This window comes from Pseudomonas sp. NFX5, from assembly GCF_049132125.1.
GTDB classification, from domain to species: domain Bacteria; phylum Pseudomonadota; class Gammaproteobacteria; order Pseudomonadales; family Pseudomonadaceae; genus Aquipseudomonas; species Aquipseudomonas marginalis.
The window spans coordinates 47,030-62,716 of the sequence record NZ_JAFMZG010000009.1 but is presented as its reverse complement, the minus strand read 5'-3'; the positions used below and the strand labels follow the sequence as shown (position 1 = coordinate 62,716).

The window sequence follows — 15,687 nt, the reverse complement described above, 5'->3', positions numbered from 1 at the left end:
GGTCAATATCATGAAAGTCACTGCGGTCGTTTCAACCAAAGGCGGGCCGGGTAAAACTGCGGTTGGCGTCAATCTGGGCGCGTTCTGCGCCGATGCAGGGATCCGTACCCTGCTCATCGATCTGGATAATCAGCCGTCGCTGTCGTCGTTATATGCGCTATCGCACGAGACGCCCGGGCCGACCAGGTCATTTCGCACACCAGCATTCCTAATCTCTCATTGATCCATTCCAATGATCCGTTCAATCAGCTGACGCCACCGCTTACATCCGGTGATGCTCCAGCAAGAAGTCTACGAACAATCGCACCCGCGCCGGCATTGCCGAGCCGCCTACGAACACCGCATGAATCGGTTCCCGGTCGCCGGGGTTCCAGGCTTCCAGCAGCGGTATCAGGTCACCGCGCTGCAGATCCTCGCTCACGCTGAACTCGCCGATACGCGCAATGCCCGCACCTACTCGCGCAAGTTGTGCCAGCGCTTCACCACTGCTGCATTCGATGTTGCCGCAGACCTTCAGGGAGAACTCTCTTGCGTCGCGGATGAACGGCCAGTTGGGTTCGGCACGCCGGAAGTTGAAGCGCAGGCAGTTATGCCGTAGCAGGTCTTCCGGTTCGCGAGGGATGCCGTGGCGTTGCAGATACTCGGGCGATGCCACCACTACCTGGCCGGTGTCGCCGATTCTGCGCGCGGTCAGCGGGCTGTCGGGCAGATGGCCAAAACGTACCGCCACATCGGCCTGGCCGCCGAGAATATCGACCACTTCGTCGCCGAGGGTGAGGTCGACCAAGATGTTCGGATGGCGGGCGCTGAATGCCGCCACCAGGGGGACGATGGCCAGCCGCCCGTGGCCAAGGGCGGCACTGACCCGCAATCGGCCCCTGGGTACGCCCTGGTCGGCGATGGCTTCTTCCACCTCGGCCATGTCGGCCAGGATACGCCGGGCGCCGCGCAGGAAAGCCTCGCCCTCGGCAGTGAAGCTGATCGCTCGGGTGGTGCGCAACAGCAACCGGGTGCCAAGGCGCTGTTCGGTACGCGCGATGATCCGACTGACCGCCGAGGGTGTGAGCCCTAATGCACGCGCGGCAGCCGATAGGCTGCCTTCCTGCGCCACGGTGGCGAACACGAGCATGTCACCGGATCTGCCGTTGAAGTCCATTTGTGCCCCTTACGCATAGGTGATTGCCAGAAATGCTATCTACCGCCTTAAAACGCTGGATCGTAGCATTGGCGGCATAGATAAGGAGCCTTCCATGCGTATCAATCCACCACTTGTCGCACTTGCCATAGGTGCCTTTGGCATCGGTGTTACCGAGTTCGCCCCCATGGGCATGTTGCCGGGCATCGCTGCGGATCTCGGCGTTTCTATTCCCGCCGCGGGCCTGTTGGTCAGTGCTTACGCCCTGGGTGTACTGCTCGGCGCGCCGCTGATGACCCTGACTACCGGCAGGATCCCCCGGCGCTATCTACTGATCGGACTCATGGCGATTTTCACCCTGGGTAATCTGATGTCAGCCCTGGCGACCGATTACTACAGCCTCATGATCGCCAGGGTGGTGACCTCACTGAACCACGGTGCGTTCTTTGGCGTTGGCTCTATCGTTGCTGCCAGCGTGGTCGCCCCTGAGAAACGTGCCGGAGCGGTCGCGGCAATGTTTATGGGCCTCACCCTGGCGACCATTGGCGGTGTGCCGCTGGCCGCCTGGTTTGGCGAAATGTTCGGTTGGCGCACTGCATTCTGGGGCATTACCGGCCTCGGCGTGGTCGCCATGGCCGCGTTATGGTTCGCCCTGCCCAACCTGAAGGCGCCGCCAGGCGTCGGTGTAATGGCCGAAATTCGGGTACTGGGCCGTGGCCCGGTGCTGGGCGCGTTGGCCCTCACGGTAGTCGGTTCGGGCGCAATGTTTACCGTCTTCACCTACATCGCGCCGATCCTTAGCAGCGAGACTCACGCGTCCACCGCCTACATAACCGCCATGCTGGTTCTGTTCGGTGTGGGCCTGACACTGGGCAACATGTGGGGCGGCAAGGCCGCCGACCGCTCGATAGATCGCACACTGATCGTTTCGCTGAGCGTGCTGATTCTCGTGTTGCTGGCGTTTACGGTACTGATGCGTTGGCCGCTGCCGGCGGCCGTTGCCATCCTGATATGGGGTATCGCCAGTTTCGCCCTGGTGCCGCCGCTACAGATGCGCGTCATGGAAGCTGCCAAGGACGCGCCCAATCTGGCCTCGGCGGTGAACATCGGTGCGTTTAACTTCGGCAATGCGATTGGTGCGGCACTGGGCGGTGCGGTGATCAATGCAGGGCTAGGTTATCCGGCGATTTCCCTGGCTGGAGCGGCAGTGGCGGGGCTAGGGTTGCTGATGGTGCTGGGATTTGCCTGGCGTTCCAGAAAGATTGCAACTGCATTGGTGTGAGCTTGATGGGAGAGCCAGTCACTCAGTTGCTCCGTGACTTCCATTGTGATTTTGGCATGACCAAATTGGATGGCTGAATCGCCGAGTAACATACGCTTTGCTTGCCCGCGGGAGCACTTAGAGTGGAGCCCAATATAGCGTTCGAACAAGGAGTCTAAGGTCAGCGCCTACACCCTTTACCTTCCTCCCATGACGCCTCATTAATGAACGTAGCCTGGCAGGCTGGAGATGTCTACGGTGCCGGGGCGATTCAGAATGCTTGAATGAATCCCCCTCACAGCGACGTGAGGGCCGTCTTCATAGAGGTGCTGAGCCGCGTTTACATTCGAGGCTTTCACCTAAGCCACGGATCATCTCCATCAATGCCTTCACCCGCAGCGGCAAGTTTCCGGCCGGGTATACCGCGTGCATCTGTGGGCTCTCACCGCTGCTGGAGGTGAGCTTGTACTCAGGACACACCCGGAGCAGGCGCCCCGTTTCCACTTCGGGTTCCGCCATCCAATCCGCCAGGCGGGCGATCCCGACGCCCGCCAGGGCTGCCTGGAATACCGCCAGGCCGGAGCTGAACCGAAATTTTGGATGAACCCGAAAGCTGATGGCCTGCTCCTCACTGCGAAAATTCCACTCCTTGAGAATCCGCGGCGCCGTATGCAGGATCAGCGAATGCGCCTCCAGTGCCTCGATGGAGTCGGGCATGCCGTTGCGCTCCAGGTAGCCGGGGCTGGCATACAGGTAACGTGAGTAACTCCAGAGCGCAAAGCCGATCAAGTCGCTGGATTGTGGAAACGCGCCGCGAATCGAGAAGTCCAGCTTGCTCTTGGCCGGGTCGATGATCTCATCGGTGAAGATCACATCGATGTTAACGTCTGGATAACGCTCGCAGTATTGCGCGATCAACCGGGGCAATACCCCGTGTCCGAGAACCTCGGGGGCGGAAAAACGGATCCAGCCGGAGGCCAGGCCGCTGAGGCCGGCCAGGTCTTCATCCACCTCACGTTGCAGATCGAGCATTTTGTACGCGTGGGGCAATAAGCATTCGCCCGCTTCGGTCAAGCTCACGGCATTGGACGAGCGATTGAACAACTTGAGCCCCACACTTTCCTCCAGGGCTTGAACGGCACGGGTCAGTGCGCTGGGGGAGCGCCCCAGCGTCCGTGCCGCGGCGACGAAGCTGCGCTTGCGAGCCACGGTCGCGAAGGCTTCAAGTTCCCCCAACATATTCAGTGCCACTTTCCACCTCATTGCATTTTTCACAACGCGGCATTGCAACACAAAAAAGGCCCTTCCGTTAACCTTCCCGTTCAACCCACAAGGATGGTGCAAACAGGAGCGCAAGGACGTGTCGAAGCTGGATGAAGTAATCGGGAAAGCCGCAGCGTGTATTGATGAAGTCATTCATGAAAGGCTGGAAAAAAAATCAGTGACTTTGACCCGACGGGAGATACCGCAAATTCATCTGTCGCTGGAAGAACAACGCACACTTCAGGCCGGGCTGGCATCGCTGGACGTGACCGATAGCGCCTCGGGGATCCGCCAGATGCCGGTCCTGGGGCGGTTGCTGGAAAGTGTCCTGGGCACCGAGAAAATCCAACAGCTGCGCAATTTTCCACAGGCCCGTGACGTGGCGATGATCGTCAGGGGGCTGCCGCTGGACCCGCAACTGCCCGCCACGCCCTATGACCTGGAGCCAGGTATCGAGAACCTGTCGATTCTGGCCGGGGCTATTTTGTCCGTGCTGCACACTCTGCAAACCCGTCCGCTGGCGTACGAGGGTGAAAGCACCGACTCCGTGTTCCGTCACGTATCGCCCAAGCGCAAGCGGGAGACCGAAAAGAGCTCCTATGGCTCGCGGGCGGATCTGGACATGCATGTCGACAACCCTCACCTGCCTTTGACCTGCGAACCTATCTCGCAGTTGTCGGCCTGTCCGGAGTACCTGTCCCTGACCGGCCTGCGCTGCGAGCTCGACGTGCCGACGCGCATCGTCGCCATTGACGAGGTGCTGGCCATTCTGCCGGCCTACGTCGAAGAAGAACTGTCACGACCGAACTTCACCGTTCGCCGACCAGCCTCCTTCGGCAAACAGGGGAATGTGCTGGAAAACGTCCCCTTGCTCTACAGAAGCGCAACCGATGGCCTGTATTGCCGCTACAACAAAGCGAGTGTCGAAGCGACCTGCGGCCCTGCGCAGTTTGCCCTCCAGCTGTTCGCCGCCGCCGCCAATCATCCCGATGTCGTGCACCACATCATGCTGCAACCGGGGGACATGCTGATCTTCAAGAACCAGCAAACCCTGCATGCCCGGGATGGTTTTACCCCCCGCTACGACGGCCGTGATCGCTGGATGTTGCGTGTCTTCGGGGTCAATGATCCGGCACGCGTGGTACCGCTGGATCCTCATCAACCCTACATAGTCAGAGCCTGATTTCATGGTCGATATTGTCATCCTTTGCGTGTTCGCCTTCGCCGCCGGCCTGATCGATGCGGCGGTGGGCGGCGGCGGACTGATCCAGATTCCCGCGCTATTCAACGTGCTACCCACCGCTCAACCGGCGGCGCTGCTGGGTACCAATAAGGTCGCGGCCGCCTGCGGCACCGCATTCGCGGCCCGGTCCTTCGTGCGCAAGGTGGTGATCGACTGGGGGCTTGTGATCCCCGCCGCCTGCGCGGCCTTTGTCATGGCCTTCTTCGGAGCCGCCACGGTGTCGTTCGTACCCCAGTCGATGATCCGGCCGGCGGTGCTGGTGTTGATTGTGCTGATGGCGATCTACACCTTCTGGAAAAAAGATTTCGGCGCCCTGCACAAACCCATGCGCATCGGTACCAAGGAAAAACTGCTGGCGATCGTCATCGGCGGCGCCATCGGTTTCTACGACGGTCTGTTCGGTCCCGGCACTGGCAGCTTCCTGATCTTCCTGTTTATCCGCTGCTTCGCCTTCGACTTTCTCCATGCCTCGGCATCGGCCAAGCTAGTCAACATCGCGACCAACGTAGCGGCACTGATATTCTTCATTCCGACGGGTAACGTGCTCTACCTGATCGCAATCCCCATGGCGGCATTCAACATCCTGGGCGCGCTCACCGGCACCTGGCTGGCGGTTCATAAAGGCGTGCCCTTTGTCCGGGCTCTATTCCTGGTGTTACTGGTGATTCTGATCAGCAAGCTGTCCTACGACCTGTTCCTGTAAACCAGAGGAAAACTCCATGCATCCCATGTTCGATCGCCTCGTGGCATTACTCGATGCCCGCTCAGCCTCTTACCGGGTGTTGATGCACGATGCCGAGGGCCAGTCGGCGCGCGTCGCCGAAATCCGTGGCACCGAGCCCGGCCAAGGCGCGAAGGCCATGCTTTGCGCCCTCAAGGGCCAGGCCGGCCCCTATGCGCTGGTGATACTGCCGGGCGACCAGAAGCTGGACATGAAGAAAGTCGGAGCGGCCCTGGGCGGGAAAAAAGCCGAGCTGGTGAAGGCCGAAACCGCCATGGAGCTGACCGGGTGCCGGATCGGCGCCATCCCTCCGTTTGTTTTCGATGAGCGGATTCAATTGATCGTCGATCCGGCCTTGACCACAGGCTACGCCGAAATAGCCTTTAACGCGGGGCGGCTGGATGCGTCGATGGTGCTCGATACGCAGGACTATCTGGCGATCGCCATGCCTCGATTGCTGGATATCAGCCAGGCCTGAGCAGACGTTTTCACAGACGCGGCCCAAAAAAAACGATAGCCGCGGTGGCCTGCTATGCACTGTATCTGGCCGGTCTTCAGGCTCGAACGACAGGTCGGTCACGTCATTTCCAGGGCAACCGCATCAGGCATGAACCGGTGCGCTCATTCCCTGGCGTAGATTTGCGGGAACTCCTCGGGACCAGACCGTCCTTTAGTCCATCCACCGTGCAGGTATTGCAGTCTGTGTCTATGCTGCAGTATGGGTGTCGAGACCCGCTACGAACCTGTCTCGACGCCGCACTCTCGCTGTCCGCAGTCCGGATTTTCACCATCACAGCATCAAAACAGCACAGCGGAATGTGCGTGAGCATGAGCTTGAACGCCTGAGCGATTCAGCCACTTATCGAATAGGGAAATAGGCTTGATGTGTCGGTAAAAAAAATTCTTTGTGTGGTCGGAACGCGTCCCGAAGCGATCAAAATGACCCCGGTCATTCTGGCCTTGAAGCAGCAGGGCTGGGTCGATGTGCGTGTGGTCGCCACGGCACAGCATCGCGACATGCTGGATCAGGTCCTGGCGTTTTTCGGCATCGAGCCCGATATCGACTTGGACGTCATGCGACCCAATCAAACCTTGGCCACCCTGACCGGGCAGTTATTGCTCAAGCTGGATGTTGTCCTGCTCGAAGAACGGCCCGATGCGGTGCTGGTGCAAGGCGATACCACCACGGTGATGGCCTGTGCCCTGGCCTGTTTTTATCGGCGCATACCGGTGGGGCATATTGAGGCCGGCCTACGCACCTGGGATCTGCAGCATCCGTTCCCCGAGGAAGCCAACCGGGTCATTGCCGGTAAATTAGCGCACTGGCACTTCGCGGCAACGCAAGGCACCCGGCAAAACCTGCTGAAAGAAGGCGTAGCCAGTGGGGACATTTTCGTCACGGGCAACACGGTGATTGATGCCCTGATCATGACCGCGGCCAGTGAGGTGGAGATCGGCCTTGATCTTGATCCGAGCAAGCGCCTGGTGCTGGTGACGGCCCATCGCAGGGAGCATTTTGGCGCGCCGTTTCTCGACATCTGCCGAGCGCTGCGCACCCTTGCCGAGAACAACCCTGGGGTTCAGTTTCTCTACCCTGTGCACCCGAACCCGAATATCCAGGACGTCGCCCAGGCGTGCCTGGCAGGCATGCCGAACTTCAGGCTGTGCGCGCCGCTGGGTTACGCGGCGTTCATCGCCGCCATGAAAGCGGCGTATTTCATCCTGACCGACTCGGGAGGCGTCCAGGAAGAGGCGCCGGCGCTGGGTAAGCCGGTGCTGGTCATGCGGGATGAAACCGAGCGCCCGGAAGCGGTGGAGCAGGGCAGCGTCAAGCTGGTGGGGGCCAACTATGAACGTATCATCGAGCAGGCGCAGCGCCTGCTTGACGATGAATCGGCCTACCGTGGCATGGTGCGAGGTGTTTCGCCCTACGGCGATGGGCAGGCTGCCGGGCGTATCGTGAAGGTCCTGCGCGAGCACTTTTCTTGAAGCGCCTGGTATTTCTCTCGCCGTTGCCCTGGCACAGCTTCGCCCAGCGGCCGCACAAGTTTGTCGATTGGGTGCACGGCCGCACAGGGGCGTCGGTGCTGTGGGTCGATCCTTATCCCACGCGGCTGCCCAGGTGGAGCGATCTCAAGGCGGCTGCGCCCTGCGCGCAAACCAGTCCATCCAGTGGCACGCCGCCATGGCTCACGCTGATCAAGCCTGGCGGTCTACCGATAGAACCTCTACCGTGCTCGGGCTGGGTGAACCGCTTTTGCTGGCGGCATGCATTGAGCAGGATCGATCAATTCACCCACGCCTCTCCAGCCTTGCTCGTGGTCGGCAAGCCCTCGGTCCTGGCACATCTGTTGTTGCAGCGGCTTCGTCACTGCGCGTCCTTGTATGACGCAATGGACGATTTCCCGGCGTTTTATACCGGCCTCTCGCGATCGGCCCTGGCGCGCCGTGAGCGGCTGATCGCCCAGCACGTGGACGTCATCTGGACGTCGAGTTCCGTGCTCGACGCACAGTGGCGGCGTTATCGCAACGAGGTGTGCCTGGTGCTGAACGGCCTGGACTTGGCGGCGATCTCTGCCGTAAAGCGGGCGCCGATGTCATCGAGTCGAAAGGTTTTTGGCTACGTGGGCACCCTGGCCACCTGGTTTGACTGGGCCTGGGTGGCGGCTTTGGCCGAAGCCAGGCCCAACGATGAAATTCGTTTGATGGGGCCGATCTTCGGCGCCGCGCCCGCGCATTTGCCGAGCAACGTAGCGGTGTTGCCTGCCGATAATCATGGCGCGGCGTTGGCCGCCATGGCCGAGTTCGACGTGGGCTTGATTCCTTTCAAAAAGACCCTGCTCACCGCGTCGGTCGATCCGATCAAGTACTACGAATACCGCGGCCTGGCATTGCCGGTGATCTCGACTGACTTCGGCGAGATGCATGGCCGTTCAGGGCTGCCGGGTGTTTTTATCAGTCACTCGCACAGCGATATTGCCGGGCTGGCCGAGGCCGCCTTGGAGTGTGAGCGCAATGCGGACGAAGCCCGTGCATTTGCACTGCAACACTCATGGGAAGCGCGTTTTGATGCCGCCACGCTTCATCCATGACTGCGACGTGATCGTCGTCAACTACAACGTCGGCACGCTGCTCGGCGAATGCGTGGCGTCGGCCTTCAGGGAAGGCGCGCGGCGGGTGATTGTGGTGGACAACGCTTCGACTGACGGCAGCCTGGCGTACCTGGATGAGTGCCCGGCCTATACGGGCCTGAGCATCATCCGGAATCAGCGGAATATGGGCTTTGCCTCGGCCTGTAATACCGGTGTGGGGGTGTCGAGTGCCGGCGCATTGTTGTTCCTGAACCCGGATTGTGTCCTGCTGCCGGGCTCATTGCAGGGCATGATGGAAGCGCTGCACGCGGATGCCGCCACGGGCATGGTGGGGGGCTTTCTATGCAACCCCGATGGGTCCGAACAGCCGGGCGGGCGCCGGGTGTTTCCGACCCCCAGGAGAGCATTCGTCCGGGCTTTTGGCTTATCGCGCCTGGATGGAGTGTTTCCCACGCTGTGCGCCGACTTCCTGTTGCATCGTGAGCCGCTGCCCACCGAGCCCGCCGCGGTGGAAGCCATTTCCGGTGCCTGCATGCTGGTCAAGCGTGAAGCGTTGAAGTCTGTGGGCCTCTGGGATGAAGGCTATTTTCTGCATTGCGAGGATCTGGACTGGTGCATGCGCTTCAAGCTCAAACAGTGGCGCGTCGTGTTTGTGCCACAGGCGCGCGTCATGCACTGGCGGGGCGCCTGTAGCCGGAATCGACGGTTTTTTGTCGAGTGGCACAAACACCGAGGGATGGTGCGGTTCTACGCAAAGTTCTTCAGGGCCAACTACCCCAAGGGATTGTGGTGGTGGGTGGTCCTGGGGGTGTGGCTGCGCTTCGGTTTGGTCTGTCTCTACCATGGATTCAATTGGTTGCTGGGACGATCCCGGAGTGGGCATGCCTGAGGTCACGGTCGGTGTGCTGGGGGCCAGTAGCCTGGTAGGCCGATGCCTGCTTGCGTTGCTTGTGCGCGAACAGTTCAAGGTCGTCGCTTTTTCCCGCCAGCCCCGGCACGGCAGCGATACGGTCAGTTGGCAACGGCTTCCTGAGGCGGGTGTAAGCGCGTATGCCGCGCCGATTCCCTACTGGATCTGCGTGGCGCCGATTTGGACGCTGCTGCAGCATTTTGCGCTGCTGCAGGCCTGCGGAGCGCGCAAGGTCGTGGCCCTGTCTTCCACCAGTCGCTTTAGCAAAAGCCACTCCGTCGACTCCGCAGAGCGGCGCCTCGCCAACCTGTTGGGCGATGCCGAGGCGCGTGTTGAGCAGTGGGCGCAGGACCACGGGGTGCACTGGGGCATCCTGCGTCCGACCTTGATCTACGGCCAGGGCCGCGACAAAAACATCACCGAGATCGCGCGCTTTATTCGGCGCTTCGGCTTTTTCCCGCTGTTGGGTGGCGCGATGGGGCTGCGTCAACCCGTGCATGCCGAGGATGTGGCGAGCGCCTGTGTGCGTGCGTTGCAGGCACCCCAGGTGTGCCGCCATGCCTACAACCTCAGCGGCGCAGAAACGTTGCCCTATCGGGAGATGGTCTCCCGCGTGTTCACCGCGCAGAAGCGCCGCCCGCGTTTTCTCACGGTGCCGCTCTGGCTGTTCCGGATGACGTTGTGGCTGTTGCGAGTACTGCCACGCTACCGCCATTGGTCGGCGGCGATGGCGCAGCGCATGAACCAGGACCTGGTGTTCGAGCATACCGAGGCTGCCCGGGATCTTGGCTTCGCGCCCAGGGGATTTTTATTGTCACAGGACGACCTGCGTTAGTTACTCATATTCATGGGGCACCCACGGGCCCCACTTGGCTTCATAGATCGCCTTGTTGCGCTCGAACAGGGCTTGGCGTTCATCCTGGTTCATGAGCGCGAACGATGCCGAAAGCTGGTGATGGATAAACACATCGCGGGCGCAGGCATTCACCAGGCCGGCATGTTCGACACGTCGGCAGTAGTCGTCATCCTCGAAGAATCCACGGCCATAGACTTCGTCGAGCGGGCCTATTCGCGTGTAGGTACTGCGCGGCATCATCACGCAGAAGAACGCCAGGGTCGGCAGCCGGACCACCTCGCCAAGGTGGCGGCAGGTAAAGCGCCGAGCCGCTTGTGGCATGTCTGCGAGGTCGGTGTAGCCGATGTCGATCCTGGCCTGGTTACCGATGTTGTTGGTCACCGGGCCAATCAGGCCAAGCTCGGGATTGCGTTGTAAATGGCGGCGCAAGGTACTCGCCCAGCCGCTGGTGACCTGCGTGTCGTTATTGAGCAGCACCAGGTACTCACCGCTGGCGATCGCCAGGCCCTGGTTGTTCGCGGCGGCGAAACCGCGGTTGTCGGTGTTGAGTACGATCGTCTGGCCGCTGTCGGCCGCCCATTGCGAGAGAAATTCAGCGGTGCCGTCACTGGACGCATTGTCCACCACGATGATTTCCAGTTCAGGCCCCTCGCTGTCGTGCTCGAGGCTGTCCAGGCACGCCCGCGTCAGCGACAGGTTGTTGTAGGTCACCACGATCACGCTGATGCGTGCCGCGTGGTCGCGGCGTTCGGCCAGGCTGATGAGTGCATCGGCGCGGTGTGTCCAGGTCTGTCGGGCAGCGAATGCCTGGCGCTGGGCAATCTGTTCGGTCGTCGCTGGCAGCAATGCCCGCGTGATCGCGGCAATGAACGCCGGGCCGTCGCGGCCAACCTGCACCAGGGAGCCGAATTGTTGCATTTCTGGCAGGTCGACCGAGACCACCGGTTTCCCGGCACTCAGGTACTCGTAGACCTTGACCGGGTTGGTAGCGAGCGTCAGGGCCGTGATGTGAAACGGCACGATGCCCACATCGAAGCCATGCAGGTAATAGGGCAGGGTGGCATAGGGCACTTCGCCGGTGAATTCTACGTTCGCATAGCCACTCAATTGCGCCCGCGCGCCCACCGTATCGGCGCCGATCAGCAGCACCACATGCAGTGGAAACGCCTCGGCGATGCGGGCGACGAGCGCCTGGTCGAACCAGTGTGCAATGGCGCCGTAGTAGCCAATCACCTTACGTTGCAAGCGATCCCGGTAGATCGAGGCAGGTGGGGTGCAGAACCGGGTGAGGTCGGCGGCATTGCGCAGGATGGCGCGAGTTTCATTGGCCTGGGCCGGCCATTGCTCGGCCAACCAGTCGGAGGTGAACAGCCGAACGTCCGCGTTGCGCACCAGCCGTTGCTCCAGCTGCAGGATGCTCGGGCCGTTGTCGCCGAAGCCTTGATGATGGTCCATGCAATCGTAGATCAATCGGCTGTTGGGTAATTCACCGGCGATGTCGCACCAGAAAGGGTGCTGCACCAGTGAAATGACCCGGGCTGAGCCGGCCCAGAGGAGTACCTCGCCAATACTGCAGCACAACTGTCGAACCTGCGCGGCGTCAGGCGCTGCGGTGTAGATCAGCGGTGCACCACGGGCGAACAGCTTGACCTGGAACAACCGCTGCGTCTGGTCCAGCGAGTCGAGTTCAAAGCCGGCTTGGGGCGCATGTATCAATGAGGCCGACACGTAGATGACCCGCCGGCCGGTGGCGGCCAGCACCTGGGCCAGTTGCTGCGGGCGCTGGTGGCGCAAGTCCCAGTCGATAGCGCCCCAGATAATGTAATCCGCCAGTCCGGCCTGTTGTGGCTGAGGCGCTGACGATGGGCTGGCGAAGGTTTTCATCGGTTGCAGGACGCCGCGCAGTGCGCGCACAGCGGGCAGCAGTGCCCGTCGGTAGATGACTGCCAGGAGTTTTTTCGCGCTGGCCGGCAACGGCAGCCGGTGATACACCGCGCGCCAGCGCTGCCGGCCAGATGTGCGTCGCTCGATCAGCATGGGCGGGGCGACCTCATCCGGACGTTTTCGGCGATGCGGCGACCACCACAAAGTCGCTTTTCAACGTGCCCGACTCGATCAGCCCGTCTTCGATGTCGAACAACATCTGCAGTACCCTGAGGGACTGCGGGTTGTCCGCGGTGAAGTTGCCGGCGATACCGTGCAGCAGAAACTGCAGCAGCGAACCGCCGCAGAGGTTCAGCGCACGCACATCAAAGTGCTCCTGTACCACCTGCAGGATATCTGCCGAACGCACGGCTTCCGACGGGTCGACTTTCACCACCTCGGCGGGGTCGGGCAGTGGCACGACCTGTTGAACCTGGCCGTATGAACCCTTCACGAATGATCGGCGCAAATGCTCGGGAATCAAGCCGAACGCATGGCTGATGGCCGCGCGTTGCTGGGCATCAAAGGCAAAGTGATTGGCCCCGACATATTCATTGAAAAACAGCCAGCCCCCAGGCTTAAGGCTATGGCGAACCCGCTGGCAGACCACTTCCAGCTCGCGGATATGGTGCAGTGAGCCATTGAACCAGACCGCGTCGTAGTGATTGCCCGGCAGGTCAGTGCGTTCGATATCACACAGGGCGTAATGGATCGTCGACGCGCCCATCGCCAGCGCTTCGGCTCTGGCCACCTCGAGGGCGGCAGGCGCTATATCCACGCCGTCACAGTGCTCGAACGCCTTGAGCCTGTAGAGTTCGCGCTCCAGGGTGCCGGTGCCGCAGCCGATGCTCAGCATCCGTGTGCCTGGCGCCGGGTTGCCGAGAAACTCCTTCAGGCAGTACTGCACCCAGCCCGGATGGCCGCTGCCCGCCGTTGCCTTATGCTGATGACGGCGTTGCACGGTCGGTACCGCCAGCCAATAGACATCCGCAGAAAAGGCGTCGGAGCCGGCCATGTTTTCTGACCAGTGATCCGCCGTGACTTGCTTGTCGGCGCCGATCCCTTCGCGCTTACCGTTGAGTTTGTTCATGATTCGCTTGAGCACGGTGTCTTCCTTTGGTTGGTCAAGGGGTACCCGATTTGCGCTGCGGTTCAGGGCGCGTCCATGTGCCCCATTTGCTTTCAAAGTACGCCTGGTTCTTGTCCCACAGCGCTTGATACTCGCCGCTGGCGATCAGCTTCTTGAAGGACGCCTGCCCGTAGTGGTGGATGAAGGCATCCTCGGCGCACACGGTCCTCAGGCCGGCCGCCTGGATGCGCCGGCTGTAGTCATCGTCTTCAAACATGCCGATGCCGAACGCCTCATCCAGCCAACCGATGCGTTCCAGCACCTCGCGGCGCATGGCCACGCAGAACATGGCGAGCATGCTGATATCGAAGCTGCGACCACGATGCCGCGCGACGTGCTGATCGGCGAAGGCTTCCATGTGTTCGAGGCCGACGTAGTCGACGAGCACTTTCGCTTCGTTGCCTACCGAGTTGGTCATCGGGCCGACCAGGCCGATCTGCGGGTCTTGCAGGTGGCGCAGCAACGGATCGACCCAGCCCTTGGGCACCACGGTATCGTTGTTGAGCAGCACCAGGTATTCCCCGGTCGCCAGGCGCAGCCCCTGGTTATTAGCGGCGGCGAAGCCCAGGTTGCGGTCATTGAGCACCAGGGTGACGTTTGCTTGGGTGCGCCCCAGGTAACGCAGGTAGTTGCGCGTGTCGTCCGAGGACGCATTGTCGACAATGATCAGCTCGTAATCGGGGTACGTGGTGTTGCGCAACAGGCTTTGGATACAGCCCTGGGTCAGTTCGACGTTGTTGTAGGTAACGATCACGATCGACACTTTCGGGTGCAAGGACTCCAGCGCACTGAGGTTGGCGTCGAAGCGGTGGCGCCAGTCATTGGCGCTGGCGAGTGCCACGCGCCGGGTAGCGGCCTGGGTATCGGTTTCGTTCAGGGCGCGCTCGATCTGCTCGATAAAGGCCTGTGGTTCGCTGGCGAAATACACGAAATCCGCATAGATCTGCATTTCTTCCAGCGGCACCGACACCACCGGTTTACCTGCGCTGATGAATTCGTAGAACTTCACCGGGTCGACCGCATGGGTCACGTTATACAGGCGAAACGGGATCAGGCAGACATTGAAGTGGTAGAGGTACAACGGCATCTGTGCATAGGGCTTCCTGCCGAGTAAATGCACATTGGGCAGGCGGTCCAGGCCGGCCAGGTCCTTGACGAAAATGTCGCCGATCAACACAAAGTTCCAGTCCGGCCGCAGCCGGGCGATGCCCGCGACCAAGGGCAAATCGACCCATTCGGCCAGGGCACCGTAGAAGCCGATCAGCGGCCGCTCGATCTCCGCCATCAAGGGGTTGGGCACACAATTGCGCTCGAAGAACTCGACATCCACGCCATTGCGCAGCAACAGGCAGTTGCGGCTCATCGCGGCCCATTTTTCCTGCAGCAGCGCGGCGGTGACCGTCACCAGGTCGGCGTCTCGGACCAGGGTGTGTTCTTCCTCCAGCAACGTCGCGCCGATCCCCGGAAAGCCCACCCAGTCATCCATGCAGTCGTACTGGATTTTCCAGCCGTGGGTGCCGCGCAACCGATGCGCGAGCGTAGACCAGAACGCCAGGTGCACCACGCTGACTGCAGTTTTTATGCGCCAATCCTTGGCCAGCGCATCGATTGCGTTGGCGTAGGTTTGCAGGTGTTTTTCCGACATGCGCTGGGTGTAGCAGTCTACGAACTCGTCGCGCTGCAATGTCACCTCGAATACCCCGGGTGCCACTTCCAAGGTGCTGTAGGCCTGGCCAGGCTCGGCGCTGCGGGAGGGCATGATGTAGAACACGCGGTAGCCGTGACGGGCGAACTGGCTCATCAACTGCTGGGGGCGCTGGAAGCGGGCGGCCCAGTCGATATTGGCGAAGCAGAGAATGTCGAAGCGCGCCTCTGGTGGCGATAAATCCGCCGTTGGCGACAGCGGGTTTTTCAACGCCGTGCGCACCGGCAGATATTGCCCGTGCAGAAAGTCGGGGATGTCGGCGTCGGTGTGGGATGACCGATACCTTAACCAATGCAGCAGCGCCCGTAAGGGCTTGGTGATCCGCCACGAACGGGTATTTTTCAACATGGCGATGTAAGCCAGCGCCGCGTCTCGTTCCCTGATGGCCGCATCGCGTTCCACGTGAGCACTTTCGCGCTCCAGCGTGGCCAGATTGTCCTTGTCCATGG

13 protein-coding genes and 1 pseudogene are annotated in these 15,687 nt (G+C 61.2%); 9 read left to right on the top strand and 5 right to left on the bottom strand.

Features of this window, described 5'->3' with window-relative positions; genetic code table 11:
* Nucleotides 1-10: 10 nt before the first annotated feature.
* Nucleotides 11-252 (top strand): annotated as a pseudogene (locus J1N02_RS04275) (ParA family protein); the annotation flags it as partial.
* A 10-nt stretch (nucleotides 253-262) separates the two neighbouring features.
* Here the strand turns inward: J1N02_RS04275 and J1N02_RS04270 are convergent.
* Nucleotides 263-1,156 carry a LysR family transcriptional regulator gene (locus J1N02_RS04270; protein WP_027603978.1) on the bottom strand — a complete coding sequence of 298 codons (894 nt, stop codon included), beginning with the start codon at nucleotides 1,154-1,156 and terminating at the stop codon, nucleotides 263-265.
* Nucleotides 1,157-1,250: 94 nt separating this feature from the next.
* Here J1N02_RS04270 and J1N02_RS04265 point away from each other — a divergent pair, with 94 nt between their 5' ends.
* Nucleotides 1,251-2,417 (top strand): MFS transporter, encoded by a 1,167-nt coding sequence (locus tag J1N02_RS04265; RefSeq protein ID WP_027603979.1) that lies wholly within the window; start codon nucleotides 1,251-1,253, stop codon nucleotides 2,415-2,417.
* 297 nt (nucleotides 2,418-2,714) lie between these two features.
* On the opposite strand, the gene J1N02_RS04260 is transcribed toward J1N02_RS04265, so the two are convergent.
* Nucleotides 2,715-3,647 carry a LysR family transcriptional regulator gene (locus tag J1N02_RS04260; protein WP_027603980.1) on the bottom strand — a complete coding sequence of 311 codons (933 nt, stop codon included), beginning with the start codon at nucleotides 3,645-3,647 and terminating at the stop codon, nucleotides 2,715-2,717.
* Nucleotides 3,648-3,756: 109 nt separating this feature from the next.
* On the opposite strand from J1N02_RS04260, the gene J1N02_RS04255 reads away from it, so the two are divergent.
* From J1N02_RS04255 to J1N02_RS04225, 7 genes are all read left to right on the top strand, one after another.
* Complete coding sequence (locus tag J1N02_RS04255) at nucleotides 3,757-4,842, top strand: TauD/TfdA family dioxygenase (RefSeq protein ID WP_146476690.1); 1,086 nt, start codon at nucleotides 3,757-3,759, stop codon at nucleotides 4,840-4,842.
* 4 nt (nucleotides 4,843-4,846) lie between these two features.
* Nucleotides 4,847-5,605, top strand: a complete 759-nt coding sequence (locus tag J1N02_RS04250) for a sulfite exporter TauE/SafE family protein (RefSeq protein ID WP_027603982.1) — start codon at nucleotides 4,847-4,849, stop codon at nucleotides 5,603-5,605.
* A 16-nt stretch (nucleotides 5,606-5,621) separates the two neighbouring features.
* The gene (locus J1N02_RS04245) at nucleotides 5,622-6,101 is read left to right on the top strand and encodes a YbaK/prolyl-tRNA synthetase associated domain-containing protein (RefSeq protein WP_027603983.1); all 480 of its coding nucleotides are present in this window, start codon (nucleotides 5,622-5,624) and stop codon (nucleotides 6,099-6,101) included.
* 407 nt (nucleotides 6,102-6,508) lie between these two features.
* Entirely contained in the window at nucleotides 6,509-7,612 is a 1,104-nt protein-coding gene (gene wecB / locus J1N02_RS04240) for a non-hydrolyzing UDP-N-acetylglucosamine 2-epimerase (protein WP_043293325.1), read from the top strand.
* A complete protein-coding gene (locus J1N02_RS04235) occupies nucleotides 7,609-8,715 on the top strand; it encodes a glycosyl transferase (RefSeq protein WP_193603316.1) in 1,107 nt (368 codons plus the stop codon). The genes wecB and J1N02_RS04235 overlap by 4 nt, the downstream gene beginning before the upstream one ends.
* Nucleotides 8,693-9,604 carry a glycosyltransferase family 2 protein gene (locus tag J1N02_RS04230; protein ID WP_027603986.1) on the top strand — a complete coding sequence of 304 codons (912 nt, stop codon included), beginning with the start codon at nucleotides 8,693-8,695 and terminating at the stop codon, nucleotides 9,602-9,604. Before J1N02_RS04235 ends, J1N02_RS04230 begins: the two co-directional genes overlap by 23 nt.
* Nucleotides 9,597-10,460 (top strand): SDR family oxidoreductase, encoded by an 864-nt coding sequence (locus J1N02_RS04225; RefSeq protein ID WP_098478994.1) that lies wholly within the window; start codon nucleotides 9,597-9,599, stop codon nucleotides 10,458-10,460. Before J1N02_RS04230 ends, J1N02_RS04225 begins: the two co-directional genes overlap by 8 nt.
* On the opposite strand, the gene J1N02_RS04220 is transcribed toward J1N02_RS04225, so the two are convergent.
* From J1N02_RS04220 to J1N02_RS04210, 3 genes are read right to left on the bottom strand one after another with little or no spacing between them, the layout of a single operon-like run.
* Complete coding sequence (locus J1N02_RS04220; RefSeq protein ID WP_098478995.1) at nucleotides 10,461-12,518, bottom strand: glycosyltransferase; 2,058 nt, start codon at nucleotides 12,516-12,518, stop codon at nucleotides 10,461-10,463.
* Between the two features lie 13 nt (nucleotides 12,519-12,531).
* Entirely contained in the window at nucleotides 12,532-13,509 is a 978-nt protein-coding gene (locus J1N02_RS04215) for a class I SAM-dependent methyltransferase (protein WP_421147181.1), read from the bottom strand.
* Nucleotides 13,510-13,528: 19 nt separating this feature from the next.
* Complete coding sequence (locus tag J1N02_RS04210; RefSeq protein WP_421147180.1) at nucleotides 13,529-15,685, bottom strand: glycosyltransferase; 2,157 nt, start codon at nucleotides 15,683-15,685, stop codon at nucleotides 13,529-13,531.
* Between the last annotated feature and the right edge of the window lie 2 nt (nucleotides 15,686-15,687).